The sequence below is a fragment of the Mucilaginibacter sp. P19 genome, from assembly GCF_050632265.1.
GTDB classification, from domain to species: Bacteria; Bacteroidota; Bacteroidia; order Sphingobacteriales; family Sphingobacteriaceae; genus Mucilaginibacter; species Mucilaginibacter gossypii.
This window is the reverse complement of record NZ_CP192586.1, coordinates 5,373,898-5,399,989: the sequence shown is the minus strand read 5'-3', so window position 1 is coordinate 5,399,989 and position 26,092 is coordinate 5,373,898. Positions and strand designations below refer to the sequence as shown.

General features: G+C 43.3%; 27 protein-coding genes and 1 pseudogene. 12 read left to right on the top strand and 16 right to left on the bottom strand.

The features are described from left to right. Positions 1-18: 18 nt before the first annotated feature. From ACQ86K_RS26370 to ACQ86K_RS26355, 4 genes are all read left to right on the top strand, one after another. Positions 19-1,401, top strand: a complete 1,383-nt coding sequence (locus ACQ86K_RS26370) for a carboxypeptidase-like regulatory domain-containing protein (protein ID WP_431199071.1) — start codon at positions 19-21, stop codon at positions 1,399-1,401. Then, on the top strand, positions 1,398-2,504 hold the full coding sequence (locus ACQ86K_RS26365; RefSeq protein ID WP_431199070.1) for an outer membrane beta-barrel family protein: 1,107 nt from the start codon (positions 1,398-1,400) through the stop codon (positions 2,502-2,504). The genes ACQ86K_RS26370 and ACQ86K_RS26365 overlap by 4 nt, the downstream gene beginning before the upstream one ends. Positions 2,505-2,636: 132 nt before the next feature. Beyond that, positions 2,637-2,987, top strand: a complete 351-nt coding sequence (locus ACQ86K_RS26360) for a Spx/MgsR family RNA polymerase-binding regulatory protein (RefSeq protein ID WP_091165489.1) — start codon at positions 2,637-2,639, stop codon at positions 2,985-2,987. Positions 2,988-3,212: 225 nt separating this feature from the next. Beyond that, positions 3,213-3,740: a transposase gene (locus ACQ86K_RS26355; protein WP_091165493.1), complete on the top strand. Its 528-nt coding sequence runs from the start codon at positions 3,213-3,215 to the stop codon at positions 3,738-3,740. A gap of 37 nt (positions 3,741-3,777) precedes the next feature. Here ACQ86K_RS26355 and ACQ86K_RS26350 read toward each other — a convergent pair whose 3' ends face one another. Continuing rightward, positions 3,778-3,912, bottom strand: coding sequence for a hypothetical protein (locus tag ACQ86K_RS26350; protein ID WP_431199069.1), 135 nt, complete (start codon positions 3,910-3,912; stop codon positions 3,778-3,780). A gap of 41 nt (positions 3,913-3,953) precedes the next feature. Here ACQ86K_RS26350 and ACQ86K_RS26345 point away from each other — a divergent pair, with 41 nt between their 5' ends. Both ACQ86K_RS26345 and ACQ86K_RS26340 read left to right on the top strand, forming a co-directional pair. Continuing rightward, positions 3,954-4,901 carry a hypothetical protein gene (locus ACQ86K_RS26345; protein WP_431199068.1) on the top strand — a complete coding sequence of 316 codons (948 nt, stop codon included), beginning with the start codon at positions 3,954-3,956 and terminating at the stop codon, positions 4,899-4,901. A gap of 77 nt (positions 4,902-4,978) precedes the next feature. Beyond that, positions 4,979-5,956, top strand: coding sequence for a M1 family aminopeptidase (locus ACQ86K_RS26340; RefSeq protein WP_431199067.1), 978 nt, complete (start codon positions 4,979-4,981; stop codon positions 5,954-5,956). Between the two features lie 141 nt (positions 5,957-6,097). Here the strand turns inward: ACQ86K_RS26340 and ACQ86K_RS26335 are convergent, their stop codons facing one another. Further along, complete coding sequence (locus ACQ86K_RS26335; protein WP_431200938.1) at positions 6,098-7,231, bottom strand: IPT/TIG domain-containing protein; 1,134 nt, start codon at positions 7,229-7,231, stop codon at positions 6,098-6,100. A gap of 250 nt (positions 7,232-7,481) precedes the next feature. Between ACQ86K_RS26335 and ACQ86K_RS26330 the strand changes: the two genes are divergently transcribed. The 3 genes from ACQ86K_RS26330 to ACQ86K_RS26320 are packed head-to-tail and all read left to right on the top strand — an operon-like array spanning position 7,482 to position 10,242. Continuing rightward, on the top strand, positions 7,482-8,492 hold the full coding sequence (locus tag ACQ86K_RS26330) for an oxidoreductase (RefSeq protein WP_431199066.1): 1,011 nt from the start codon (positions 7,482-7,484) through the stop codon (positions 8,490-8,492). 10 nt (positions 8,493-8,502) lie between these two features. Then, on the top strand, positions 8,503-8,820 hold the full coding sequence (locus ACQ86K_RS26325; RefSeq protein WP_091165504.1) for a hypothetical protein: 318 nt from the start codon (positions 8,503-8,505) through the stop codon (positions 8,818-8,820). A 12-nt stretch (positions 8,821-8,832) separates the two neighbouring features. Beyond that, entirely contained in the window at positions 8,833-10,242 is a 1,410-nt protein-coding gene (locus ACQ86K_RS26320) for an ATP-dependent DNA helicase (RefSeq protein ID WP_091165506.1), read from the top strand. A gap of 192 nt (positions 10,243-10,434) precedes the next feature. Here the strand turns inward: ACQ86K_RS26320 and ACQ86K_RS26315 are convergent, their stop codons facing one another. Then, on the bottom strand, positions 10,435-11,172 hold the full coding sequence (locus ACQ86K_RS26315) for a LytR/AlgR family response regulator transcription factor (protein ID WP_091165509.1): 738 nt from the start codon (positions 11,170-11,172) through the stop codon (positions 10,435-10,437). Next, a complete protein-coding gene (locus ACQ86K_RS26310; protein ID WP_091165512.1) occupies positions 11,169-12,284 on the bottom strand; it encodes a sensor histidine kinase in 1,116 nt (371 codons plus the stop codon). Before ACQ86K_RS26310 ends, ACQ86K_RS26315 begins: the two co-directional genes overlap by 4 nt. Before the next feature lie 237 nt (positions 12,285-12,521). Between ACQ86K_RS26310 and ACQ86K_RS26305 the strand changes: the two genes are divergently transcribed. Then, on the top strand, positions 12,522-12,833 hold the full coding sequence (locus ACQ86K_RS26305; RefSeq protein WP_139159988.1) for a hypothetical protein: 312 nt from the start codon (positions 12,522-12,524) through the stop codon (positions 12,831-12,833). Between the two features lie 418 nt (positions 12,834-13,251). Here the strand turns inward: ACQ86K_RS26305 and ACQ86K_RS26300 are convergent, their stop codons facing one another. The 4 genes from ACQ86K_RS26300 to ACQ86K_RS26285 all read right to left on the bottom strand — a co-directional run bounded on the left by ACQ86K_RS26300 (position 13,252) and on the right by ACQ86K_RS26285 (position 16,673). After that, positions 13,252-14,133: an ABC transporter ATP-binding protein gene (locus ACQ86K_RS26300; RefSeq protein WP_431200937.1), complete on the bottom strand. Its 882-nt coding sequence runs from the start codon at positions 14,131-14,133 to the stop codon at positions 13,252-13,254. A gap of 329 nt (positions 14,134-14,462) precedes the next feature. Beyond that, positions 14,463-15,293, bottom strand: a complete 831-nt coding sequence (locus tag ACQ86K_RS26295) for an outer membrane beta-barrel protein (RefSeq protein ID WP_091165522.1) — start codon at positions 15,291-15,293, stop codon at positions 14,463-14,465. 32 nt (positions 15,294-15,325) lie between these two features. Next, on the bottom strand, positions 15,326-16,114 hold the full coding sequence (locus ACQ86K_RS26290; protein WP_431199065.1) for a hypothetical protein: 789 nt from the start codon (positions 16,112-16,114) through the stop codon (positions 15,326-15,328). After that, a complete protein-coding gene (locus ACQ86K_RS26285; protein ID WP_091166936.1) occupies positions 16,104-16,673 on the bottom strand; it encodes an RNA polymerase sigma factor in 570 nt (189 codons plus the stop codon). The genes ACQ86K_RS26290 and ACQ86K_RS26285 overlap by 11 nt, the downstream gene beginning before the upstream one ends. An 80-nt stretch (positions 16,674-16,753) precedes the next feature. Here ACQ86K_RS26285 and ACQ86K_RS26280 point away from each other — a divergent pair, with 80 nt between their 5' ends. Together ACQ86K_RS26280 and vapC are read left to right on the top strand one after the other, a co-directional pair. Continuing rightward, positions 16,754-17,008 carry a type II toxin-antitoxin system VapB family antitoxin gene (locus ACQ86K_RS26280; RefSeq protein WP_208102359.1) on the top strand — a complete coding sequence of 85 codons (255 nt, stop codon included), beginning with the start codon at positions 16,754-16,756 and terminating at the stop codon, positions 17,006-17,008. Then, positions 17,008-17,412, top strand: coding sequence for a type II toxin-antitoxin system VapC family toxin (gene vapC, locus ACQ86K_RS26275; RefSeq protein WP_091165528.1), 405 nt, complete (start codon positions 17,008-17,010; stop codon positions 17,410-17,412). Before ACQ86K_RS26280 ends, vapC begins: the two co-directional genes overlap by 1 nt. A 3-nt stretch (positions 17,413-17,415) precedes the next feature. Here vapC and hemJ read toward each other — a convergent pair whose 3' ends face one another. From hemJ to hemC, 8 genes and pseudogenes are all read right to left on the bottom strand, one after another. Further along, the gene (gene hemJ / locus ACQ86K_RS26270; RefSeq protein WP_091165531.1) at positions 17,416-17,949 is read right to left on the bottom strand and encodes a protoporphyrinogen oxidase HemJ; all 534 of its coding nucleotides are present in this window, start codon (positions 17,947-17,949) and stop codon (positions 17,416-17,418) included. A gap of 112 nt (positions 17,950-18,061) precedes the next feature. Beyond that, positions 18,062-19,087, bottom strand: coding sequence for a uroporphyrinogen decarboxylase (gene hemE / locus ACQ86K_RS26265; protein ID WP_091165534.1), 1,026 nt, complete (start codon positions 19,085-19,087; stop codon positions 18,062-18,064). A 213-nt stretch (positions 19,088-19,300) separates the two neighbouring features. Then, a complete protein-coding gene (locus tag ACQ86K_RS26260) occupies positions 19,301-19,831 on the bottom strand; it encodes a hypothetical protein (RefSeq protein WP_091165537.1) in 531 nt (176 codons plus the stop codon). Beyond that, a complete protein-coding gene (locus tag ACQ86K_RS26255; protein WP_431199064.1) occupies positions 19,831-20,514 on the bottom strand; it encodes a response regulator transcription factor in 684 nt (227 codons plus the stop codon). Before ACQ86K_RS26255 ends, ACQ86K_RS26260 begins: the two co-directional genes overlap by 1 nt. Before the next feature lie 38 nt (positions 20,515-20,552). Then, entirely contained in the window at positions 20,553-21,428 is an 876-nt protein-coding gene (locus ACQ86K_RS26250) for a sensor histidine kinase (RefSeq protein ID WP_090529091.1), read from the bottom strand. Between the two features lie 87 nt (positions 21,429-21,515). Continuing rightward, positions 21,516-22,885 (bottom strand): annotated as a pseudogene (gene hemL, locus ACQ86K_RS26245) (glutamate-1-semialdehyde 2,1-aminomutase). A gap of 242 nt (positions 22,886-23,127) precedes the next feature. Beyond that, positions 23,128-24,099 (bottom strand): porphobilinogen synthase, encoded by a 972-nt coding sequence (gene hemB / locus ACQ86K_RS26240; protein ID WP_091165545.1) that lies wholly within the window; start codon positions 24,097-24,099, stop codon positions 23,128-23,130. A 93-nt stretch (positions 24,100-24,192) separates the two neighbouring features. Next, positions 24,193-25,767: a hydroxymethylbilane synthase gene (gene hemC / locus ACQ86K_RS26235; protein ID WP_091165548.1), complete on the bottom strand. Its 1,575-nt coding sequence runs from the start codon at positions 25,765-25,767 to the stop codon at positions 24,193-24,195. Between the last annotated feature and the right edge of the window lie 325 nt (positions 25,768-26,092).

The following is a 26,092-nucleotide window of genomic DNA, read 5'->3' as shown; positions in this document are numbered from 1 at the left end:
ATGACCAAAATCGCAATTATGAAACAATTTCTACTAACAGTGCTATGCTGTTTTGTCACGGGCATGGCTATGGCCCAGGCTGCCGCACCGGTCTCTGTTCAAAATATAACCGTTAAAGGTACTGTCATCGATTCGGCAACCAACAAACCATTGGGGTATGGTACGGTGGCACTGCAGGATGCCGCTACCAAAACCCCGGTAAAAAGTACGCTTGCCAAAGATGACGGGAGCTTTGAACTGAAAGCCCCCGAAGGTAAAACCTATCAGTTAGTAGTAGCTTCTGTTGGATATGCAACCAAAGTACTCCCGGTGAAAATAACCGATAAAACGTTTGATGCGGGGCGGATCCTGGTAGCAGCATCAAGTAAACAGCTGAACGAGGTAACCATTACCGCTGTAAAGCCGGTAATGAAACAGGAGGTTGACCGCCTCAGTTATGATGTTACTGCCGATCCCGAAAGCAAAGCGGTATCTGCATTGGACATGATGCGTAAAGTGCCGCTTTTAGCTGTGGACGGCGATGATAACATCAAGTTAAAAGGCAGCGGTAAATATAAGATCCTGATCAACGGAAAAGAATCGGCGCTGATGGCCAAAAACCCATCTGACGTGTTAAAGGCGATGCCGGCCACCAACATCGAAAAGATTGAGGTGATCACTACGCCGCCTGCAAAATACGATGCCGAGGGTTTGGCAGGTATAATTAACATCATCACTAAAAAGAACGCGGATCAGGGCTATAATGGCAGTGTCAACATGCGCTATAACAGTGTTTGGGGGCCGGGGTATAACCTGAACATGACAGCCAAGCAAGGTAAGTTCGGAGTTTCGGGTTATGCAGGTTTTGGTAACCAGAAGCGTAATACCAATACTTTTACTACTACCCAAACGCAGTTTGAGCCAAACTCAAAAATAGTAAGGTCAAACATATTACAGGATGGTACCAACTCATTTGGCGGTAAGTATCGCTATGCCAACGCCGAAATGAGCTACGAGATAGATACCCTGAACCTGCTCACTGGCTCATTTGAAGTTTTCCATGGCGAGTTTGATCAGGATGGTACGCAGCGTTCGGCACAAACCAATGAGGCCGGTGCACTTACACAAGGTTACAATCTATCGAGCAATGGTTATAATCATGACCAGGGACTTGATGCATCTATCAACTACCAGTTAGGTTTTAAAGGGCACAAAGATGAACTGCTTACCTTATCGTACAAATACAGCTATGGTCCAAGCAAAAACTTTACTGATAACCAATTTTCGGACAGGGTTAACTATTATAATTCCTTACAGCCAGATTTTAGACAGTATAATAACGCAGGTAACCGCGAGCATACCTTCCAGTTAGATTATGCTTATCCGTTAAAAAAATCAGCATTGAGGCTGGTGGTAAAGTGATCCTGCGTAATAACTTTAGTGATTACAGGCGCGAGGACAAAGACTCAACCAGTTCGGTATATAATGTAAACACAGGGCAAACCGGTGAATTTGATTACCATCAGGATGTTTATAGTGCTTATAACTCATACCAGTTAAAGTTTGATAAATGGACAGGTAAGGCTGGTTTACGTTTGGAGCATACCCAGGTAAATGCCGTGTTTACAGGTACGCCGCTTGATAAAAGCTATAATAACTTTATTCCATCGGTATCTGTTCAGCGCTCTATGAAAAGCAGCAGCATCAGTTTGGGCTTTACCCAGCGCATTCAAAGGCCGGGTATTTACCAGTTAAATCCATTTATTGATAAATCGAACCCTAAATTCATCAGCACCGGTAATCCCGATCTGAAGCCGGAGTTGAACAATACTTTTGAGTTGAACTATAGTAATTTCTCAAAAGGATCAATCAATGTTGGTTTGAGCTATGCGTTCTCCAACAATGCTATCCAAAACGTAACCAGCCTGATTCAAAACAACATGGGCGATCATATTGATACCGTTACGTTTACTACGTACCAAAATTTAGGCAGCAACCGATCACTTGGCTTAAACTTGAATACCAATTACTCAATCACTAAAAAGTTTACGGTTAATATCAACGGGCAAATTTCGCACGTGTGGTTAAAGGGAACTTATAACGGCCAGTTTTATAAAAATGACGGTTACACCGGCAACGCTTTTGCCAATATTGGCTACAAATTTGATGGCGGCTATCGCATTGGCCTCGATGCCGGTTTCTTTAGCGGGGATGTTACCTTACAAGGCAAGTCAAGCAATTTTATTTTTAACTCCTACGTACTATCTAAAGAGTTCCTGAACAAAAAGCTGACCATATCGGCAGTAGCCAACAACCCGTACAGTAAATACCGTACATTCAGATCGACCACACATACAGTTGATTTCGACCAGGAATCATTGTACCATAACCGCTACAGGAATTTTGCTGTGAGGTTAAACTTTAAGTTTGGTAAACTGAATGGCGATATCAAAAAGAACCAGCGTGGCATTAATAACGATGATACCAAAGGCGGGGGCAAAAGCAATGGCGGCGGCAATGGTTAATTGCTAATAGATATTTGTTAGGAGAGGCGCGTAATGGCGCCTCTTTTTGTTTTTTATCGCCATATCATAAAACAACAGGCGAGTTGAAATAGTCCCTGCTCATGATATATCGAAATCCGTAAATTTACCCCCATGAAAGTTTACGGAATAACCAATTGCAATACAGTAAAAAAAGCCCTCGACTGGCTTAAAGAAAATAAGGTAGCTTACGATTTCCAGGATTTCAAAAAGTTGGGTGTAAGCGCCGAAAAATTGCAGGAATGGGATACCAAAGCAGGTTACGAAAAGTTTTTGAACAAACAAGGCCTCACATGGAAACAACTTGAGCCTGCTGTTAAGGAAAGCATCAAAACCAACGCCGACGCGCTGCAATTATTACAGCAAAAAACCAGTATGATCAAACGCCCGGTAATTGAGGATAATGGTTTCCTTTTCTTCGGTTTTGATGAGAAGGTTTATGCAGATCATTTTTTGGGGAAGTAAGGATTTGGTGAACCGTATTTCGTGCCGTTGTTAGATAAACAACGGCGCGGAAATAATTATGTCATTGCCCGCCGTTGTTGGTGTTGTCACCAACAACTCTACGCCGCGTATTATCTTATGCTGTGATCGTTACGCATAAAATGATTTTTTAGTTCCTAATGATTAAATATTATTGGCAATAGCATCAATAAATAAAGTGAGCCGATTTTATTTATTTTAGCATATATGGCTGAAATTAACTTTGACTATCATCCACAATTTTTCACAGCAACAATTTTAGAATGGAAGCCATTGCTAACAGAAGATATTTATAAAGATATAATTATAAAAAGTCTGTTGTTTCTAAAAAACGAAGGAAGTATAGTTGTTTATGGGTTCGTGATAATGCCTAATCACATTCATTTGATATGGCAGATACAAGACGGACATACACGGGATTTGGTTCAAATGCGTTTCTTGAAATTTACGGCGCAGCAGATGAAATTCAGCTTATTGGATAGTAATGATGATAGATTATCCCTACTTATGGTTAATGCCAAGGATCGGAAATATCAATTTTGGGAGCGAAATTCCTTAAGTATTGATTTGTGGACCCCGGACGTTTTTATGCAAAAGTTGGACTATATCCACAATAATCCATTGCAGGAAAAATGGAAATTGGTTCAATATCCGGAAGATTATAAATATTCATCTGCCAGGTTTTATGAAACGGGGATAGACGAGTTCGGTTTAATTACACATCATGCAGGGTGAATAGTTGTTGGTGACAACACCAACAACGGCGTGGTATCTAACGCGTCCCTAATTTTTTAGCAATTGTTGGTGTTGTCACCAACAATAACCAATTCACCTGATAAGCAGCCTTTAAGCACGAAATCAATTCCTTAATTAAATCGGTAACAATCGTTTTACCAATCTTTTGCATCTCCCTAATTTGTAGTATACTTGTTCCTTTACGCAATTTATTTGACTGAACATGAAACTAAAACTGATGGCAGGTTGCAGCCTTGCCTTTATGTTGGCCGCAAGCGTGAGTTACGCCCAGCAGCCAGCGCCTACCACCACAACACCCCCGCCGGTTCTGTTTACGATTATCACGAAACTTTTGGTCCCGGTTTTTATACTAAAAATGGTACCGAGTTCCGCGCAGCGAGTGGCGAGCCAGGATATAAATACTGGCAAAACCGTGCAGACTACCAGCTGGCTGCCAAACTGAATGATCAAACCAACGAAATTACCGGCTCGGAAGTTTTAACGTATACCAATAACAGTCCGCAAACATTGGGCTTTATGTGGATGCAGTTGGATCAGAATCTGTTTAAGCTCGATTCAAGAGGTACAGCCATCGTTCCCCCGGCAGGTAGCCGTAACTGGGGCCGCGGCGAGGCGTTTGATGCCGGTTATAAAATTAAATCGGTAAAAGTTGCTGGTTTGAAAGGCGAATATGTCGACGTTAAATTCCTGATCACCGATACCAGGATGCAGGTTTTCCTTCCAAAAGAAATTGCCGCGAACGGCGGACAGGCTAAACTGAAAATTGAATACTCATTTGTGTCGCCAAATTATGGGTCGGACCGTATGGGCTACCTGCAAACCAAAAATGGTAAAGTTTATACTATTGCACAATGGTACCCGCGCGTATGTGTGTATGACGACGTAATGGGCTGGAACACCCTGCCGTATAGCGGCCCGGGTGAGTTTTACCTGGAATACGGTGATTTTGACCTGAACATCACTGCACCTGCCAACCATATTGTTGTAGCATCCGGCGAATTATTAAACCCGCAGGAAGTATATACCCCTGAGCAATTGAAACGCTGGGCAGCTGCCGAAAAAGCGAAAGCACTGTCATCATCCGCTCGGCTGCTGAAGTTACCGATCCAAAATCGCGCCCTGCCGGTAAAACCCAGTTAACCTGGCACTTTAAAATCAAGAATGCCCGTGATGCTTCATGGGCTTCATCTGCAGCATTTATTATCGATGCTGCCAAAATGGACCTGCCAAGCGGTAAAAAATCAACTGCTATATCTGCCTACCCGGTTGAAAGCGACGGCAACGATGCCTGGGGCCGTTCAACAGAGTACGTTAAAAAATCTATTGAGTATAACTCATCAAAATGGTTCGAGTTCCCTTATCCTGCTGCTACTGCGGTTGCAGGTATAGTGGGTGGTATGGAATATCCAGGCATTGTTTTCTGCGGAGCGAAAGCTAAAAAGGCAAGTCTTTGGGGTGTAAACGATCATGAATTTGGTCATACCTGGTTCCCGATGATCGTAGGCTCAAACGAGCGCATGTACGGCTGGATGGACGAGGGTTTTAATACGTTCATCAATACGCTTTCTACCGCTAACTTTAACAATGGCGAGTACAAAAACACAAGGGTGCCGGATATGCATACTATCGGTGCTTTCTTTACCAGGCCCGATCTTGAGCCTGTTATGAGCCAGCCGGCTAACTTAAAAGAGAGAAACACTGGTACCCTGCTTTACTCAAAGCCAAGCGCCGGTTTAGTATTGCTGCGCGAGCAGATCTTAGGCCCGGAGCGTTTTGATTTCGCCTTTAAAACCTACATTAACCGCTGGGCATTTAAACACCCAACTCCCGACGACTTTTTCCGCACGATGGAAAATGCAAGCGGCGAAAACCTGCAATGGTTTTGGAGAGGCTGGTTCCTGAACGACTGGCGTTTGGATGTTGCTGTAAGCGATGTAAAATATGTTGATAACGATCCAACCAAAGGCTCGCTGATCACTTTAGATAACCTGGGTAAAATGGCAATGCCGGTTATCCTGGAAGTTAAAACCAAAGGTGGTAAAGTTGACCGCGTAAAACTGCCGGTTGAAATTTGGGAGCGTTATGCGTCATGGACATTTAAATATCCATCAACCGAAGAAATTGAATCGGTTACTTACGATCCTGATAAAGTATTACCGGATTACAATCCTGAAAATAACGTTTGGAAAAAATAGCCTCTCTGGATCTCCCCCTAAAAGGGGAAACAAAAAAACCGGCGATGAGCGTTAGTTCATCGCCGGTTTTCGTTTGATTATCTTTAATTCCAGACTTTACGAAACCTTATAGAAGCTTAAAGGCTGCAATACAAAACTTGTTTATTGCAATGATATCTTCAGGATTTTATTATTCCTTGTATCGGCTATAAAAATATTGCCGCTTTTATCAACTACATGGCCTTCGGCATCAGCCAAGCCGCCGGCCACTAAGTTAGTAACGTTATCCTTGTTAACTTTTATCAACGAGGAGTTTGCGCTAACGTATAAATTACCCGCGGCGTCTAAACTTATCGCGTCAATACCGTCAAAAGTGGTGTTACGTACACCGGTTATTGCAACCGTTGTAACTACAGCAGCGGGAGTTATTTTCCGGATGCGTTGATTTAACAGGTCGGCAACAAAAACATTCCCGTTTTTATCTGTAGCCACACTTACCGGCAAATTGAAACTTGCCGCTGTTCCAGTACCATCTGTTAGTGCTGATATCGAGTTTCCGGCAAAAGTGCTTACCATACCGGTATTATCAATTTTCCTGATCACATTATTTTGCGGGTCGGCAACATAAAAATTGCCCAAGCCGTCTATACTGATCCCTGTGGGGTTTTTAAAAGCAGCCAATGTAAGCGAGCCATTTGTAAGGCCATAAGCACCGCTGCCGGCAAAAGTACTTACCGAGGCTGTAGGAGTAATTTTTCGTATTACGTGGTTTAATTCATCGGCAACATAAATGTTCCCGGCATTATCTATGGTTAATGCATCCGGGTGATTAAAGCAAGCTATTGCACCAATGCCGTTTACCAGCCCCGCAGTACCGCTTCCTGCAAAAGTGCTTACCGTTCCGGTGGTGCTTATTTTCCTGATCTTATTGTTTTTTGAATCGGCAACATATAAATTGCCATCATTGTCAATCACTATGCCAATTGGTCCATTAAAACTTGCCAAGGCACCATCTGCATCATTTGCTCCCGCTGTACCGCTGCCTGCAATTGTAGTTGTTACCGGTGTTAACAAATAGGTAAAAGAGGGGCCTACGATGGTTTTGCCATTTACAGTAACTTTTATAATTCCGCTTCCTGCTCCTACAGGTACAGTTGCGGTAAGTTTAGTTGCTGTCGCCGTTTTTACAATACCCTCTTTATCGTTAAAAAACACCTTGTCATCAGTTAAGGTTGTGCTGAAGCCGGTACCCGTAATTTCGACAAGGGTATTAAACGGGCCTTCATTTACATTGATGGAACTTACTGTTAACGCAGGGGGATCTGTTTTAGGGGGGTGGGATCTCCGCCGCTTTTAGAACACGAAGCCAAAATACATGTACTAAATAGAAAAGCAATTGAGAGAATTAATTTAGGGTTCAGGTGTAGCATTTTTATTAATTTGACACAAAAATAACTAATAATTGCCAGCTTATGCAACAATGAAGTTCAACTGACAAACAATTGAATACTACACCGTTATTTTACAATATCAAACACAAACTATCATGAAAAATAAAGTATGGTTGATAACTGGTTGCTCAACCGGTTTTGGCAGGGAATTGGCAAAGCTTGTTTTGCAATTAGGTTATAGAGCCGGTGTTGCAGCGCGCAATACAGATGACATAAAAGATATCGTTGACGGTTATCCTGAAACAGCAATAGCTCTGAAGCTTGATGTCACAAAAGCGGATGATATCAAAGCGGGTGTTGATACTATAACACAAAAATTCGGCACTGTTGACGTATTGGTTAACAATGCAGGCATCGGCTATTTTGGCGCTATCGAGGAGAGTGAAGAGGAGGAAGTAAGGCGTATGTTCGAGATTAACTTCTTCGGTCTTGCCAACATGACCAAAGCTGTTTTGCCAATTATGCGTGCGCAGAAAAGCGGCCATGTGGTTAATATCGCCTCTATAGGCGGATTAGTGGCTTTTCCCGCAGTAGGTTTCTATAATGCAACCAAATTTGCTGTCGACGGTTATTCCGAAGCGCTATCTAAAGAAACCAAACATCTTGGTATTAAAGTTACGGTGATTGCACCGAGTGGTTTCCGTACCGACTGGGCCGGCCGTTCGGCTAATAACAGTAAGATCGTTATTGACGACTATAAAGAAACAGCAGGTACAAACAAAAATAATATCCGCGGCTACAGCGGCAAGCAGCCGGGAGATCCGGAACGTGCTGCCAAAGCTATTGTTGACGCTGTAGAAGCAGAAAACCCGCCCTTGCGTTTATTATTAGGTAAAGCAGCATTGAAAGGGGCGCGCAATAAGCTGCAGGAGTTACAAAAGGATTTTGATACCTGGGAGGCGACTACCGTAGGCGCCGATTTTCCGGAGGGGAGTAATCGCAGTCAAAGGAAATGTCATTTCGACGAGGTACGAGGAGAAATCCTGTACACCTGTTATGGCGGACATGCAAGTTCGCTAAACCGGCGTATAAGATTTCTCCCTGTAGTCGAAATGACATCACTATTTAAAAATCTTCTTCGTTTTCGTAAATTGCATCCACAATAAACGGAAGCCTATGGGACAGATTGTAATTGTTGCCTATAAACCCAAACCGGGCAAACAGGAGGCATTGAAGCAACTCTTGAAAACACATGTACCCCGCCTCAAACAGGAGGGGCTGGTAACCGACCGTGAATCAATCATCATGGAAGCTGCCGATGGCACCATCATTGAAGTTTTTGAATGGCTGAGTGCGGAGGCTATTGCAAATGCCCATCATAATAAAGCAGTGCAGCAAATGTGGGGAGAATATGCTGAAGTTTGTGATTACGTTCCACTAAATACGTTGAAGGAAGCCGGTGATTTGTTTGCCGGTTTTGTGCCTGTTAATTAAAGAATAGTCTCTGTGCCGGTTACTTTAAATACAGATCAAAAAGCTGCTTTCAAGGCAATTCAGAAGTTTCTTGACCATCCTGCAGCAGATGTTTTTGTACTGAAGGGTTACGCAGGTACCGGTAAAACCTTTTTGATGCAGCACATTGCTCAATGGCTTAAAGAAAAGGAAAGGAAGTTTTGTATGCTGGCAGCTACGGGAAGGGCGGCTACTGTTTTAAGAGGCAAAACGGGGTTCTCCGCTTCAACAGTTCATGGCGAGTTATATAATTTTGATAAGATAGACGGTCTTGACGAGGAAACATTGGCCGAAAGCTCAGCATCGGGCATGGCCGGACAAATGACCATGCAGTTTACAACCCGTTCTGCAGACGCCGAAACCACCATTTATATTGTTGATGAAGCTTCGATGCTTTCGGGCACGCTTACCGAGGGCAATGGCTTTGCCGTTTTTGGTTCGGGGATCCTGCTTTATGATTTTTTTCAGGTGGCTAATAAAAGCAAGATTATTTTTGTGGGCGATCCCTGCCAGTTGCCACCCGTAGGGCAAAGCTTTAGTCCGGCGCTTGATACCGACTGGCTGGCCAAACAGCAACGTTTCCCGGTATCGGTTAAGCTCTCAAAAATAGAGCGCAATAAAGATGATAATGATATTTTGGTTTTGGCGGCGGCTATCCGCACCATGAGCGAAAGCCGGGAGCGCATCAAATTTCCGAAGATTCCGGCATCAAACCTTAATAACGTAAAGCTTCACGCTACAGATGATATAATGTTTAACCTTTATGCAGCTAATTATAAGGCCGCAGGCCCCAATAGTTGTTTGGCCATAGCACGCAGTAATAAAAAAGTTCAAATGATAAACCGGGACATGCGCCGCGAACTTTTTGGTTCGGGATACGTGCCCCTGCAGGTGGGCGATGTGCTGCTGGTAACACAAAATAATTATTCGGTACCGCTCACCAACGGCGATTTTGTAATTGTGAATGAACTTGAAGAAACCGAACAAAAGCTCGGGCTGAAATTTCAAAAAGTGTTGGTTACCGCGCTGGCTTCGGGGAAGGAGTTTAAGATGCTGATTTCTTTAGATACGCTTGAAAGTTTAAAGGGAAATCTCACTAACGATCAATCCAAAGCGCTCATTATCGATTTTAATGACCAGATGAAGGCAAAAGGCTTCCATCAAAAAAGTGAACAGTATAGGGAGGCGATGCGCGAAGACCCTTATCTCAACTGTCTTAAAGTTTCGTACGGTTATGCTGTAACCTGTCATAAAGCCCAAGGAGGCGAGTGGAACAATGTTTACCTGTTTTTGGATAAGAGCATGTATGGTTCGCCATACTACGAACTTTGCAAATGGTGGTACACCGCCGTTACCCGCGCAAAAGATGAATTGAATTTGGTAAATGATTGGTGGGTTGCGTAGGAATAGCTGTTAAAAAGGAATAAGAAAAAGCATGGGATTGGTGCGATTTAATCTTGCGCTCGTTTGCAACGAACGCTTAATGTGGCTTGGCGATTGCATCGCCTTTGCGTTATAAACGCAAACCCAGGTTACGCACTCGTTACAAACGAGCGCGAGCTGAAAAAAGCGAACATTTGTAACCTTCTAAGGTTTTTATCCCCCCATCTGCAACCGCTCATTCTTCAACTTCTTCTGCACATCCTGTTTATAATTACGGCCGATAGGTAACTCATGCCCGGCTACATCCATGCTGTAGGCATAGAAAGAATCTATTTTGTTCAACGAAACTATAAACGACCGGTGGATCCGTACAAACCTGCTCTCGGGCAGCATTTCTTCAAGCAGGCTGATCTTTTGCCGGGTAATGTGCACATGGTTATTTACAGCTACTACCTTAACATAGTCGCGCAGGCTTTCTATCCATAAAATATCATTGATGTTAACCTTGATGGTTTTACGGTCTACTTTTAAATAGATGAAGGTATGCGTATCACTTACAGGTTCTTCATGGGCAATCATAGGTTTGCCTTTGTGCTCGTTAAGCTGATAGATCTTATCAACAGCCCGCAAAAAGCGCTCAAAAGAAATTGGCTTTAACAGGTAGTCAACCGCATTGAGCTCAAAACCATCAAGGGCGTATTCGCTGTAGGCGGTGGTGAAAATTACTTTAGGCGGGTTCTTGAGGCTTTTCAGCAGGTCGGTACCTTTTATTCCCGGCATCTGAATATCCAGGAACATCAAATCGATAGGTTTTTGTTGCAAGAGGCGAAATGCTTCAATACCATCATTGCAGGTAGTGGTGACCTCCATCTCGCTGAAGCGCGCAAGATAGTTTTTCAATACCTCAATGGCATGCGGCTCATCGTCTACTATAAGTGTGCGGATTTTCATGCGGTGACCATTTGTTGTACAGCAGCGTGTTTTATGATTTTCAGGTCGAGGTCAAGCGCCACAAAAAAAGTATCTTCTTCGTTCACGATCTTCAGCCGTGAGGTATGAGGATACAGCAGGTTGAGCCTTTTGGTCACGTTCTTTAGCCCGATATGTCCCGGCGTATGGGCTTCTTCAACAGAGCGTTCGGGTTTGCCGTTGGCTACTTTTAACTTGAAGTGGTTTAGTGTAACACTAATATCAATATTGATCCAGGTAGCGCCCACCTGCTCGCTGGTGCCATGTTTAAAGGCATTTTCGATAAAAGGTAAAATGAGCAGCGGGGCTATAGTTTTATCTTTCAAATTACCGGTAATGGTAAAGTTAATGTCGATGCGGTCTTCATAGCGAAGTTTTTCGAGCTTTACATATTGCTGCATCATAAATACTTCCTTCTCCAAAAGCACTTCGTTATCTGAGCATTCATAAAGCATATAGCGCAGCAGGTCCGACAGGCCAATAATAGCCTGCGGCGATTTTGGCGAGTTGTTGAGGCTTAATGAATAAAGGTTATTAAGGGTATTAAATAAAAAATGCGGATGTACCTGGGCTTTCAACGCGTTGAGTTCGGCTTCTAATGCTGCCTGCTTGCGCTCATACCACATTTTAAAAAGTTTAATAGCAAGTACAAACCCAGTAAACAGGTTAGTCCCTTTAAATGAATTTACCAGGCTTTGCCCATCTGTTAACTGCTCAAAAAACGGACTTTGGGTGGAGGCAATATAACCGGCATCTGTTACGTGCATCACCCTGATCAGGTAGGGCGCAACAAAAAGGATTCCGATGGTACGGCTGATAAACATACATGCAAAAACAAGCGGTACCAGCATCATGAAAAACATCACATATCGCTTTTCAAAAACGTATTTGGGCACCAGCCAGTAGGCAATGGCATAGTAATACGCAATTTGTATGGGCATGTACAAAAGGTTATTGCGTAAGGATACCCAAAAATTGGTCTGGAACGAATAAAGCGTCGTGATAAAAAACGATACAAATACCCAAAATATCACGTGCTGCCAAAAGCGCGGCAGCTTTATATTATTGAGCAGGAGATCGAAACCGGTATTCATATAGCTAATTTACTGTAAAACAGTTTAATTGGGCGGCTTTTAGGATAAAAGTGCGACAAACTGCAATCATTTGATGACGAGACTACCTGGAGTAAGGCTGCTTCGGTGCATTTTTCAGGTCGGATCTTTATTTGTCGTATTAAAATGCGGTTAATCGTAACTGGCGGGTTGTGTGCCTACGCTATTTTCATGCCATTTTATGGGTCCTTAATTTTAGTTTATATTAAAAATAACACCATGAAAAAGTTAATTATCACAGTTTGTATCCTGGCATTTGCAGCAGCTGCGGTGCAGGCTCAAAATAAAATAACAAACGTACGCGGTTTTTGGGTAGTTGAACACAATATTAATTTGCCCCGCGTGCAAACCATTAAGTTTTATAACGATAACAATAAGCTGATATACGAAGAAACAGTTTATAGTAAGCTCAACATTAAAAAGAAAAAGACCCGCCTGGCGCTTGACCAGGTCCTTGACAGGTTGAACGAGCGCACCGCCTATGTTGAAAGTAAAAACCTGGTAATGCTGAGCCTTGATTTAAGGCATTAAGACCTTTTTTAAATATACGTTTAAAAAACCGGTAGCCAGCGCGAGGTATGGCTCCGGTTTATTTTTTGAATCCTTTTTTCTTAAATCTAACCGTCTTGTGTCTTCAGTTCCCCGTCAGCAGGTAAGCTTCGGGCGAAACCGGGCAGAACAATGCCGGCCTGTGCTGCTGTAGGGGCATAGCAAGTTTTTGCAGAAACGGGGACAACGAGCGAGCGAAGCAGGGCAAAATAATTGCAGCCCGTGGTTATGCCCGGTTTGCAGGGCAAAGGCCTTGAGCGCAAAGAAGCCTATCTGCTGACTTGATTTTTGGTTCTTTTTATCAAGAAAAAGAACAAAGCCAACCCGCGGCGAATGAGCGGGCCGATATCAGTTAACTACAACTAAATATCTTGCTTGCCTTGTAAGCCTAATCGTAGGATTAATACTCCAAATACTTCTCTACCCTTACCGCTACCAAATCTCCCTCGGCATACTTTCCGGTTTCCTCGCTCAAAACCCGTAGGGTAATATCTTCATGCCTAATGATCAGATCCTCATAAAAACCTTTAAACAACACCTGCTTAACAACCCAGCTTTTGGTTGCCGCTATCAATTTAATTTTGATTTGCTCAGGATAAACAACCGCATATTCTTTGGTTATGTCAATGCCGCAAAAACGGGCTTCATGAGCGGTTAGTACGTTGCAATTGGTGAGCAATTGGGCCGTATAAAGAGATTTGGGATGTTTGTATAGAGCCTTGGGATTGCCATGCTCAACAATTTCTCCTTTGTTTATAACAATGAGCTCATCTGCCATCGATAGTACTTCGGCCGGGTCATGGGATACCATGATCACAGTTAATCCAATTTCTTTAACTATCTGCCTGATATCATGCTGTAAACCTTCTCTGAATGAAGTGTCAACCTGGTTAAAAGGCTCATCGAGCAGTAGTACCTGAGGATGGGTAATGATGGCCCTTGCAATGGCTACGCGTTGCTTTTCGCCGCCGCTCAGGTCGGCCACCCGCTTATCGGCCATGGCAAACATGTTGAGCTGTTTAAGCACCCTTTCAGTTTTCTCCTGTTTGGCTTTGAGATCTGTTGCCGGCAGCATAGCAGCCACGTTATCCCAAACTTTGGCAAACAGGTTAAGATCATCGGTATGCTGGGTTACCATTTTCATGGCATCATGACCGGGGATCAGCTTTTCTTCAGGGCCCCAAATGCGTTCACCTTTAAAGTAAACGGTGCCTTCATCGGGTGAGAGCAATCCATATAACAAGCGTAGTAAAGTGCTTTTACCGCTGCCACTTTCGCCAATAATGGCGGTGATTTTGCCCGGCTCAATAATGAGCCCGGTTTTTTTACACCGGCCTGCTGTTTTCCCGGGTATATTTTACTTATGGCAACTGCCTGCAAAAAAGGAATCTCTGACATCAGGGGCAAAGATAAACCGTTGATGGTTATGATTACGTTGATTACGTTGATTTCTTTTCTGGGATTACATTGATTGCTTTTATGATTACACCTATTTTATTGATTACACCGATCGTTTTCGAGATGGGAGCTTGCTGAAGATTATCAAATCATTTTAATCATTCACAACCAAAAATAATCAGCGAAATCAACGCAATCACCTTAAATCAGCGGTCAGAAGCCAAAAGTCAATCCAAACGAGAAGTTTCTCAAGCCTTTTTGATCCGGGCTGTTTTCAAACATATCGTTGAAGTAATACTTGGCATAAAGACCCATGATGCCGTATCCCATGCGTACAAACACGCCTTTGCGCAGTTTGGCAAAATGATAGTCGTCGTTAAATTTTTGCTTGCCATTTTCCTCACTGATTTGTTTTACGCGGCCGTTAAGCAAGATGCCAATCTCCGGACCGGCAACTAACCTGAAATAATTCCCCCGGTCATCTTCATGGCTGCGGTAATAGAACGATAGCGGTATGCGAAGGTAGGTTGATGAAAAACGGTTTTTGCTGAAGTGGATACTGTCCTGAACGTAGGTGAGCACCGGCGCGTTACGCTGTATGGTGATATCATTACGTAAGCGGATATGGGTCCAGTCGAAACCGCCGGATACATAGATTTTGAAAGCACTGTTAAAGCGATAACCAAATTGCAGTACGTCAAAGCCAAAGTTGCTTGTTTTCCACTGGCGGTAGCTTAAAAATTTGTTTTTGTCGGATAAAGTAAAGCTCCCGTTGTCAATCAGCGTAGCAAAACCAAGGTCGATCCTCGAAAAGGTTACCCCGAATGAAAAGCCCGGCGCTTTGTGTGCGTGATAGGTGGTATCAGGCTCATCATTATTAATGTTAACCTGGGTTACGTCATCGCCAAAGCCAAGTTTTACTTTAACATGCTTTTTATGTGTAGTGGTATCGGTGGTGTTTTGTGCAGAATCGGCAGGTGTGCTTTGAGCAAAACCAAAGCTTGCGGCAAGGCATATTGTGATGGTAAAAATAAGGCGTTTCATATGTTGTGGTATGTCTATAGTTCGCTAAGATATTATTTGTCTTTCTCTTTTTTTACTTTAATAAAGCCCAGGTTCAGGCCTGTAATAGTGGCATCGTCTTCATCGGTATTACTGAATTCAATTACTTTGTCTTTACGTTTATCAACAGCGGCTATCACAACGTTAAAAACATCGCCAAGGCTGCGGATGCGGTGCCTTTTTACAGATTTTGCTGTAGCAGGAACGGCATGCGGCGGTACCTGGGCTATCAATATCGGCTGTGTGTTGTCGCTGGCAATGATGGTTGATTTCGGGCTGATCCTGGCTGCTGTATCCGGGGCTGCGGCGTTAACAACAGGATAATCTGCGGCAGGGGCATTTGCTAATAATGGTTCATCTGTATGGGCGGTTACAGGTGAGGGGATAGGATTTACCGGCTGTGATACAGATGGTGTCAAATTGCTTTTTATTTTGGTTTTATTAAGTTGCGCTATAGTATTAACAGGTGCTATAACCGGATTTGCGGGTACTTTGTTTTGCGCCGGGGTTGGAGGTACCACAGGCTCAACTGTAACTGCAACGGATTGTTTTACCGGTTGATGGGTTTTAACTATTTCTGTTGGATGGTCATTATGTTTAACTCTTTGTTTAGGGATAAACAGGATACCTGCGGTGATCACTAATATAACACCTGCTGCTGCGCTTAGCAAAGGCAATAATATTCCTTTACGCCTGCCGGCGTTTAATTCGGCGTTGATGCCCTGCCATACATGGGCCGACGGTTGTATTTCCAGGTCATCAAGCTTTTGTTGAAACAGCCTGTCCAGTTCCTTATCCTGCATATCCATAACTTTTGCCCTCTATTTTAGCAATTTGTTCTTTCAATATTGTACGAGCCCTTGACAGCTGTGATTTAGAGGCACCCTCGGTAATGCCTACAATCTCCGCTATCTCTTTGTGCGAATAGCCTTCCAGCGCGTAAAGGTTAAATACTATCCGGTATCCTGGTGCCAGCTGCTGTATCATGCCCATCAGCACCTTTGCATCCAGGTTGGCCGCTGCTATTGGATTAACCGATGGCTCATGCCCTGCCTCGTCAATATCAATTATCTGCATCATTTTATGATGTTTGCGATAGTATTCAATTGAACTGTGAACCATGATGCGCCTAACCCAGCCCTCAAATGAACCATCGCCCCGGTAATCATCCATTTTGTGGAAAACCCTTATAAAGCCATTCTGCAACATATCTTCGGCCTCCATGCGGTCGGTGGCATAGCGCATACACACCCCCAGCATTTTTGAGGCAAACTGTTTGTAAAGCAGTTCCTGCGCCTTCCGCTCGCCGGCCCGGCAGCGGTCTATCAGTTGGTGAATGGTATATTTAGGTTCCAAAAACATCATTTATAAGTAAGATGGAAGAGTGATGCAAATGGTTGCATGGTGATGGAAATATTTTGGTAATTAGTTTTAACGCAAGAATGAGGTATAAAGAGAATGTAAGAATAGATATTTTATTTGATGGTTTTTGTGTATATTTATTAAAATTTATGTGTATGAGAACGAATGTAGATATTAATGATGAGCTAATCGCTAAAGCTCAGAAATTGGGTAATATAAAAACAAAGAAAGCAGTAATTGAAGAAGCTTTGAAGTTATATGTTACAATTGAAAATCAAAAGAAGCTTGCTGAATTATGGGGGAAGGTTGAACTCGATGATAAGGCTTTTGAATAATGGATATTATTTTGGTAGATACATCCGTATGGGTCAATTTTTTCAAAGGAATTGAAACAGATTCAAGTAAATTTTTAAGGAATAATTTGGCAAATATGGTAGTGGCAACTTGTCCTACAATAATGCAAGAGATTTTACAAGGTGTAGTCTCAGAAGCCGAAGTAAAGAAGATTAAATCTTATTTTGATAGTATGACTAAACTAAAAGGAGATCCTTATGTAGCCGCTACTGAAGCCGCAAGCTTATACCGTGATTTAAGAAAAAGAGGCATTACTGTACGTAAACCAAACGATTGTCTCATTGCTGTTTACGCTATAAAAAATAAAGTAATCCTTTTAAATGACGATAGGGATTTTTATTTCATCGCAGCACATTCATCTTTAAAAGTAATGAACTTCACTTAAGAGTTACTTCTTCTCCCTATATCTTTTATAAATCTTAACCGCTATCATCAGTATTACAGCCAACGATACCAGGCCAACAACACCAAAGATCCAATTCAAAGCGCTCTTAAGCACCACAAGGAAAACAATGGCGAACAGAAAAATGGTAGCAACTTCATTCCACAAGCGGAGCTGAATGGATGTCCATTTGAATACGCCGTTACGCATCTGTTTTATTTTATTTTGGCAGATGAAATGATAGATCACTAAAGCCACAACAAAGGTCAGTTTGATATGCATCCATCCAAATTGAAGCCAAATTGGCTTGAGGATAAGCATCGTTGTGCCAGCTGCTATAGTAAGGTACATTGAGGGGATAGTTATGATATTCCATAACTTGCGTTCAATGATTTCGAATTGTTTAGACAATATAGTACGATCCGGCTCGGGCTTATCCTGGGCTTCGGTATGATAAATAAATAAACGTACGCTATAAAATAACCCCGCCATCCAGCAGACCACAAAAATGATATGTATAGCTTTTATGTAATCGTACATGTCAATTAATACATGTCATTGCGAGGAACGAAGCAATCGCGAACTTTACAGAGCGACTTGCATAGTTCGGGATTGCCACGTTATCGCTCGCAATGACATGTTGGCTTTATTCTTAATTTCTGTATTCTTTTATCACTTCTACCGCGTACTTCACGTTGTCAAACGGGATATCAGGCATAATGCCGTGACCCAGGTTAAAAATGAAGCCGTTTTCGCCTTTCATTCGGTCGAACAGGCGGTAGATGCGTTCTTTAATTACTTTTTTATCGGCATAAAGGATATGCGGATCAAGGTTACCCTGTACCGCAATACCTGCCGGTAAACGTTTTTTGATATCTAACAGATCGACATTCCAATCGATAGAAATTACATCTGGCTTAGCCTCTGCCATTAGCGGTGCAAAAACCGAGCTGCCTTTACAGAAAGAAATCACCGGGATATCTTTACGGTTTAGTTTGCTGATGATCTCCGCAATATAACGGTGACTAAATTCTTTATAATCATCCCATGCCAAAGCTTGCGCCCAACTGTCAAAGATCTGTACAGCATTTACGCCCGCAGCAATCTGCATGTTCAGATAATCTGCTGTGACAGTGGCAATTTTTGATAACAGTTGATGGGCCATTTCGGGCTCATTGTGCAGCATCAGTTTGGTGCGTTTAAAATCTTTTGAAGATCCGCCTTCAACAAGGTAGCTCATTACGGTAAATGGCGCACCGGCAAAACCGATAAGCGGAATACGGCCGCCAAGGCGCTGTTGAATCACCTTAATAGCATCTGCAACATATTGCAGCTTATCAATAACATCAGTTTGCAGGTTATCGATATCGGCTTGTGTACGTACAGGGTTGGCAAACAGCGGACCAACACCTGCGTTGAAACTTAGGTCGCCGCCCATGGCTTCACCCGTTACCAGGATATCTGAAAACAAAATCGCACCGTCAATTCCTAACAGATCAACCGGTAGCATGGTAACATCGGCGGCTATCTCCGGTGTTTTGCACATTTCAAGGAACGAGTATTTGTTTTTAATGTCCCAATACTCTTTCATAAAGCGGCCTGCCTGCCTCATCATCCAAACTGGTGGGCGTTCTGTTTGCTCCGAAAATGCCGCTTTTATTAATAACGAATCTCTCATATTTTATGTTAGAAGCAAGAAATCAAGAGTCAAGATGCAAGAAACCAAGAGTCAAGATGCAAGAAAAAAGAATCAAGAAGAGAACCGTTCTCTTTTTTCTTATCTTCTCGCCTGATAGCTCTTTTCGTTTTGCCTCCTTACTCTTTCCTCTTTCCTCCCGTCTCTTTATCTTATTTCTTGTATCTCGACTCTTATAGTCTTGATTCTTGTTCCTTACTGTCTTGATTCTTTCTGAAGCTCCTGCTGAAGGCGGCTTATCACTTCCCTCATTTTGGCTGTTACTTTTTCTTTATACTGCTCGGTTAACTGCAGGTAAGCTTTCGCTTTTTCAAAATTACCACGCCTGATGCTGATATTGGCTACACTAACCAAAGCGGCTACGTGGTCATTAACCGAACGCAAAGGGTATTGTGCCGCTATTTCATAGTGCATTTCTGCCCCTTCAAAATCCTGCCTTTGCAGGCATAAACCGCCGTATATAAACTCATAATACCCCCTGCGGTTTTTGCTGAGCCATTCGGGTTTCATGATCTCGTTTAATGAAGCCGCGGTTTTATCATAATCCTTTACATGAAAATGTTTGGATGCTACAACCAACGTACCCTGTCTGAAATAATCCCAGATAAGTAGGATAATCATCATAGCTGCAACTGCCGCAAGCTCATAAATATGAAAATATACCAATATACCTAACGACAGCAGAAATATAAACGCAATAAATATACGTGTCCTGTTACTGAACATTAATGCTGGTTATCGGTAAATTTATACCCAACGCCACGAATGGAATGGAAATAAACCGGGTTTTTAGGATCTGGTTCAAAGTACTTACGGAAGGTTAGGATAAAATTGTCGATAGTACGGGTTGACGGATAAACGTCATAATTCCAAACGGTTTCCAGGATCTGCTCGCGCGATACGGCGTCATTACGACGCTCAATCAACAATTTAAGCAGCATGGTTTCCTTTTTGGTAAGGGCGGTAATGGAGCCATCTTCGTTAACCAGCTCAAATGAGTTAAAATGGATGGTTTTATCACCTATTTTATAGCTGTTAAACTCTTTCAGGTCTTCACCTTTCAGGCTGCGTTTCACCAGGTTGTTCACCCTTAAAATAAGCTCCTCGAGGTTAAACGGTTTGGTAAGATAATCATCAGCGCCTTTTTTTAAGCCCGAGATCTTGTCCTCATTGGTGTTTTTAGCCGTAAGGAACATGATAGGTACTTCTGTATTTTCAAGCCTGATGGTTTCGGCAACAACAAAGCCGTCAATTTCGGGCATCATTACGTCCAATATCACCAGGTTAAAGCGTTCCTCTTTAAATAGCTGTAAAGCTTTTTTGCCGTTTTTGGCCGGAGAAACCTTGTAACCTTCCAGCTCAAGGTTAAGCTTAATTGCTTCTAACAAATGCTCTTCGTCTTCGGCCAATAAAATTCTTTTTTGTTTGGCATATTCATGTCTTAAATTTAGGTTAGTCCAAATGTAACTTCAAAAATACTACCAGCAGGGCGGTTATCTTTAACCCTGATGCTGGCCTGGTGTTTATCCAACACCTCCTTAACAATATAAAGACCCAGTCCGGTGCCTTTGGTGTTACGGGTTTCTTCACTGCCTACGCGGTAAAAACGGTCAAAAATGCGGGTTTTCTCCTCGTCGGCTATGCCGATACCATGATCAGATACCTGCAAGTAAACTTTATCATCTTTCGAAAACAGCTTTACCCCAACGGATGAGCAGGGGCTCGAATATTTTACAGCGTTTTCTATCAAATTGGTTACTACTGATGTAAGGGCAAATTTATCGCCCACAATCTCCACCTTAGGCTCAATCTCGGCCTCTATGATCTGCTGGTTGCAATCGCATTTGGAGATCTGCAGGCGGTTAACAATGCTATCAACCAAAACCGAAAGGTTAAAGCTGGCCTTAGGGAAACTGTATGAGCGGTTTTCGATCTTAGATGCAAGCAGCATATTCTCAACCATGTCATCCAAACGCTCAACATCGTTCAATGATTTTTCAATAAAATCAAGCAGTTGTTCTTTGGTTAGATGGCGTTTCTGGATAGTTTGCAGCAGGATTTTAATAGATGCCAGCGGTGACTTCAGCTCATGCGTAACCGAAAGCAGGAAGTTCTTTTTCTGCTCCTGTAACCTCCGTTCTTTATTGAAAGAACGGTGCAGGTTAATGGCGCCAATTAAAAATACGGCCACAAACATGGCCCCTTCGCCCAGGATCATACCGGTACGGCGCGGTTGCAGCGTAACCAGCATATAGCCCCACCATACCAGTTCGGCAACGGCGTAGGTGATGAGCGCGTAAAAAATAACAAATGACTTTTTCATATCAACCTCCTCTAAATCTCCTCCAAAGGAGGAGACTTCAAGACTTTATTTTTTTTAGTCCTCCCCTTTGGGGAGGGTTGGGTGGGGTTATTTACCGTTAAATACTAAATCCAAACTATCAAATATAGCACGTTTTGTTTTCTCCAGGTCTGTTTTGGTATGGGCTGATGATATAAAGCCAACCTCATACCCCGACGGGCCTAAATAAATGCCCCTGTTCAACAATTCGCGGTGGAACTTTTTGAATTTTTCCATGCTTGATACATCAATATCTTCGGCTTTACGAATATACTCTTTATCTGTAAAAGCAAACCAAAATATGGAGCCAATGCCAAACACCTTAAACTTGTAATTGCGGGCGGTAGCAAAACGCTGAATGGCTTCTACGAACTCTTCTGTTTTATTGTTAAGGTCGCGGTAAAAGCCTGTGCGCAGCAGTTCACTTAATTGGGCAATACCGGCACCCATGGCAACCGGGTTGCCTGATAAGGTACCCGCCTGGTAAACCGAACCCTCTGGCGAGATATTGCTCATAATAGCTGCCGACAGAACCATAAGCGCCAACCGGCATACCGCCACCGATAATTTTACCGTAAGTGATGATATCTGGTTTGATTTGGTAATAACCGGCAGCGCCTTCAAAGCCAACGCGGAAACCGGAGATCACCTCATCAAATATCAGCATGGTGCCGTTTTGCGTACAGATGTCGCGCAGGTATTGCAGGTATTCTTTTTCCTGCAACAGCAAACCGTTATTTGCCGGCACCGGCTCAATGATTACAGCGGCAATCTGGCCTTTAAATTCTTCAAAAGCTTTAGCTAATGCTTCTTTATCATTAAGTGCTACAACGATAGTTTCTGTCGGCAACAGATTTAGGTACACCGGCTGATGAAGTTTCGCCGAAGGTAACCAGGCCCGAACCGGCTTTCACCAGTAAAGCATCGGCATGGCCATGATAGCAGCCTTCAAATTTCAGGATCTTATCGCGTTTGGTATATCCCCTGGCCAACCTGATTGCCGACATTACAGCCTCAGTACCAGAGCTTACAAAACGGATCTTTTCAATAAACTTATTGTTTTTCAGGATCAGCTCGGCTAGCTCATTCTCTAATGCGGTAGGGGCGCCGAAGCTCATGCCGTTTTGCATTACCTCGATAACTTTTTCCCTTACTTTTGCATTGTTGTGGCCAAGGATCAGTGGCCCCCATGAGCAGCAGTAATCGATAAATTCGTTACCGTCGGCATCCCAGATATGACTCCCATCACCTTTTTGAATAAACAGCGGCGTGCCATAAACAGATTTGAAAGCCCTTACCGGTGAGTTAACCCCACCCGGGAAATACGTTTGCGCCTTAGCATACAACTCGGCCGATTTTTCACGACTGATATCGGGCTTGCCCGTAGTATTTACCGGTTCATCCTCTGCAGAAAACATCTTTTTTATTGAATCGAACATTGTTATGAGCTTAAAGCTGAAAGCCAAAGGCTTAAAGCTGTTTTATCAAATTATTGAAGGCCTGAGCCTTTTACTTGGCATCTACCCAAGTCGTAATTATAATTGATGTCATGCTGAACTTGTTTCAGCACCACATCCGCTAAGCAATCATGCTAAGCAAATCGAAATAAATTCGGCATGACGGCGGTGATACTGCTTGGCTTCTAACCTTTCGCCTTTAACCTTTTTCCTTTCGCCTCTACCTACAACCACTTATTCTCCAAAACCTCTTTGGCATGGTAGGTTAAAATAGCAGTTGCACCGGCACGGCGGATACTGGTAAGTACCTCGGTAATGGCACGCTGCTCGTTTAGCCAGCCGCGTTGTATAGCAGCTTTGATCATGGCATATTCGCCGCTTACGTTGTAGGCTGCAACAGGCAATTCGGTATTATCTTTTATCAGTTTAATAACGTCAAGGTAGGGTAGGGCCGGTTTTACCATTAAAAAGTCAGCACCTTCCAGTTCATCCAGTTCAGCCTCTATCAAAGCTTCGCGTTGATTGGCCGGGTTCATCTGGTAGGTTTTTTTATCACCAAACTTTGGTGCCGAATTCAAGGCATCTCTGAACGGGCCATAAAAAGCGCTGGCGTATTTAGCCGAGTACGACATGATAGACACATTGGTAAAACCATTATCGTCCAATACATTGCGGATGTAACCCACGCGACCGTCCATCATATCCGAAGGGGCAATGATATCGGCGCCTGACTGTGCATGAGCCAAAGCCATTTTGCCTAAAATGTCAAGCGTTTCGTCGTTCAGGATCTCGCCGTTTTCCACAATGCCGTCGTGGCCGTCGCTACTGTATGGATCCATAGCAACGTCGGTAATTACACAGGCTTCAGGGAAGTTTTTCTTTACCTCGCGGATAGCACGCAGATACAAACTCTTGTCGCGGTAGCTTTCCGTAGCAAATTTGTCCTTCAACTCCTCGGCAATATTAGGGAACAGGTCGAAAGAGTTTAAGCCCAGTTTAAGGCAGCTTTCAATTTCGCGCAGCAGGTTATCGATAGAATAGCGGAAAATGCCCGGCATTGATGCCACTTCGCTTTTCTGGTTTACGCCATCAATAATAAACAGCGGGAAAATCAGGTTAGCAGCGCTAACATGCGTTTCCTGCACCATCTGGCGGATCACTTCATTTTTGCGGTTCCTTCTTGGTCGTTGTAACATAACTTTGGTCCATAGACCATGGTCGATAGTCCATGGTCAAAATAATATGCTTTTAAAGTCTATGGACTATCGACCATCGACCATGGACTTCAATTAAAGTCCAAACACTGCCTCTGCCAGCCCAACTTCGTCGGGCGAGTAGGGGAGCGTGTATTTTACACCCATTTCGTCAAATTTTTTGCCGGTTGATTTGCCTATGGCCACTACCTTTTGGTAAGGGTCGAGCAAATTATCGGCAAAGTAGGCTTCCACGTTCGATGGACTGGTAAACACCATCACATCTGCACCGCTGGCTTCCACATCTTCTTCCAGTACGGTTTCATATACGGGCAGGTCGATGATCTTGGTATCGGCAGATAAGCCTTGCTGAATACTCCTCATCGGGCTTTCGGCTCCGGGGAATAGCACAATCTTACCGTTAGCCAGCTTGGCAAATTCTTCAGCTACTTCGGCAGTATCGGTACCTTCGCCAACATAGTCGGTAAAGTGACCTTTGCGGCGCAGCATTTCTTCGCTGCCGCTGCCCATTACCCCAAATTTTACCTTTTTAGGGAATTGTGGGTTTAACTGGAAAAAGTATTCAACAGCGTTTTTGCTGGAGAAGAATACCCAGTCAATATTTTTTAATATGTATGAGTCAAAGCGGGTGATTACCGGCACCGTACGGATGAGCGAACGGTCTTCTATTGCAATGCCATGTTTTTCAAGCGCTTTGCGGAAATAGCTTTGTTCGCCAAGCTCGCGCGAAATGAATACACTTGATGGATGCTTACGTTCTTTTGCAAATTTGGCTACTACCTTCTCAGCCAAACCTTCGGTAGTTGGCGCTTCTAAAAACAACCTGTCCGGAAATTCATCGCCTTCGTTGGCTTTAGAAGTAAACACCTGGAAAAGACCATCTTCTTTGCGGCAGTAACAGCCTAAAGGCAAGTGGCAACCACCGCCAAATAATTTCAATACGGTACGTTCAACAGCCAGCTCTTCGGCTACATCAGTATGGTGTAATGCCTGTAGTGCATTAAACAGCTCATGATCGGTTTCACGGATCTGGATAGCCAAAGCGCCTTGAGCAGGAGCCGGGATCAGTTCAACCGGGGTGATCTCTTCTACATGAAACTCGCTCAGGTCGAGGCCTAAACGGGTAACGCCGGCTTTAGCCAGCATAATGGCATCATATTTTTCATCGCGCAGCTTACCAATACGGGTGGGCACGTTACCGCGAAGTTCTTCAATTTCAAGATCGGGGCGGTGGGCCAGCAATTGCGCTTTGCGGCGGTTTGACGAAGTGCCCACAATAGCACCGTATTTAACAGACAATTTTTGATGCACATCGACACAATCTTTCAGGATCAACAACAGTTCAGCCGGGTCTTCCCGTTCTGAAACTGCAGCGATGATGAGTCCCGGAGGATTTTCAGTAGGCAGGTCCTTATGTGAGTGGACCGCGATATCAATAGTGCCGGCTATTAACTCTTCTTCTAATTCTTTGGTAAAAAAGCCTTTACCCTCCAACTTGTCAAAGCTGAGGTTCAGGATGCGGTCGCCCTGGGTTTTAATGATCTTTAACTCGGCGGTGATATTAATGGCAGCAAGGCTGTCTTTAACGAAATTGGCCTGCCATAAAGCCAATTCACTGCCACGGGTTCCTATAATCAGTTTTCTGTCCAAAAGAATGAATGTTTGCGGCTGCAAATTTAATTTTTTATGCCGATGATAAGGTACAACAACTTAATGAATTATTGTTAATTGCAACAAAATGACTGTAATGTGTGGGTTTTGATGGCTGAACAAATTTGCCTTGCATATCTCATACTTAGCATATTTACCACAAGGCACAGCCTTGCGGCCGCGGATGTAACTTTGTAACAAAGCGGGTGTCCCAATTTTTTGATTCCCCAAAAAAATGAAAAAAGTCCGCCGTCTATTTTCTTTAAAAATAGCCATGTTCCATTTTTTAAGAGTGAAACGATGAAACGGGTTAATGGCATTATTG

Bases quoted from the DNA above. Each gene is read 5' to 3' on its own strand.
- ACQ86K_RS26370 (WP_431199071.1), top strand. From the start codon at position 19: ATGAAACAATTTCTACTAACAGTGCTATGCTGTTTTGTCACGGGCATG.
- ACQ86K_RS26360 (WP_091165489.1), top strand. From the start codon at position 2,637: ATGAAAGTTTACGGAATAACCAATTGCAATACAGTAAAAAAAGCCCTC.
- ACQ86K_RS26355 (WP_091165493.1), top strand. From the start codon at position 3,213: ATGGCTGAAATTAACTTTGACTATCATCCACAATTTTTCACAGCAACA.
- ACQ86K_RS26350 (WP_431199069.1), bottom strand. From the start codon at position 3,912: ATGCAAAAGATTGGTAAAACGATTGTTACCGATTTAATTAAGGAATTG.
- ACQ86K_RS26340 (WP_431199067.1), top strand. From the start codon at position 4,979: ATGGACCTGCCAAGCGGTAAAAAATCAACTGCTATATCTGCCTACCCG.
- ACQ86K_RS26330 (WP_431199066.1), top strand. From the start codon at position 7,482: ATGAAAAATAAAGTATGGTTGATAACTGGTTGCTCAACCGGTTTTGGC.
- ACQ86K_RS26325 (WP_091165504.1), top strand. From the start codon at position 8,503: ATGGGACAGATTGTAATTGTTGCCTATAAACCCAAACCGGGCAAACAG.
- ACQ86K_RS26315 (WP_091165509.1), bottom strand. From the start codon at position 11,172: ATGAAAATCCGCACACTTATAGTAGACGATGAGCCGCATGCCATTGAG.
- ACQ86K_RS26310 (WP_091165512.1), bottom strand. From the start codon at position 12,284: ATGAATACCGGTTTCGATCTCCTGCTCAATAATATAAAGCTGCCGCGC.
- ACQ86K_RS26305 (WP_139159988.1), top strand. From the start codon at position 12,522: ATGAAAAAGTTAATTATCACAGTTTGTATCCTGGCATTTGCAGCAGCT.
- ACQ86K_RS26295 (WP_091165522.1), bottom strand. From the start codon at position 15,293: ATGAAACGCCTTATTTTTACCATCACAATATGCCTTGCCGCAAGCTTT.
- ACQ86K_RS26290 (WP_431199065.1), bottom strand. From the start codon at position 16,114: ATGCAGGATAAGGAACTGGACAGGCTGTTTCAACAAAAGCTTGATGAC.
- ACQ86K_RS26285 (WP_091166936.1), bottom strand. From the start codon at position 16,673: ATGTTTTTGGAACCTAAATATACCATTCACCAACTGATAGACCGCTGC.
- ACQ86K_RS26280 (WP_208102359.1), top strand. From the start codon at position 16,754: ATGAGGTATAAAGAGAATGTAAGAATAGATATTTTATTTGATGGTTTT.
- vapC (WP_091165528.1), top strand. From the start codon at position 17,008: ATGGATATTATTTTGGTAGATACATCCGTATGGGTCAATTTTTTCAAA.
- hemJ (WP_091165531.1), bottom strand. From the start codon at position 17,949: ATGTACGATTACATAAAAGCTATACATATCATTTTTGTGGTCTGCTGG.
- hemE (WP_091165534.1), bottom strand. From the start codon at position 19,087: ATGAGAGATTCGTTATTAATAAAAGCGGCATTTTCGGAGCAAACAGAA.
- ACQ86K_RS26260 (WP_091165537.1), bottom strand. From the start codon at position 19,831: ATGTTCAGTAACAGGACACGTATATTTATTGCGTTTATATTTCTGCTG.
- ACQ86K_RS26250 (WP_090529091.1), bottom strand. From the start codon at position 21,428: ATGAAAAAGTCATTTGTTATTTTTTACGCGCTCATCACCTACGCCGTT.
- hemB (WP_091165545.1), bottom strand. From the start codon at position 24,099: ATGTTACAACGACCAAGAAGGAACCGCAAAAATGAAGTGATCCGCCAG.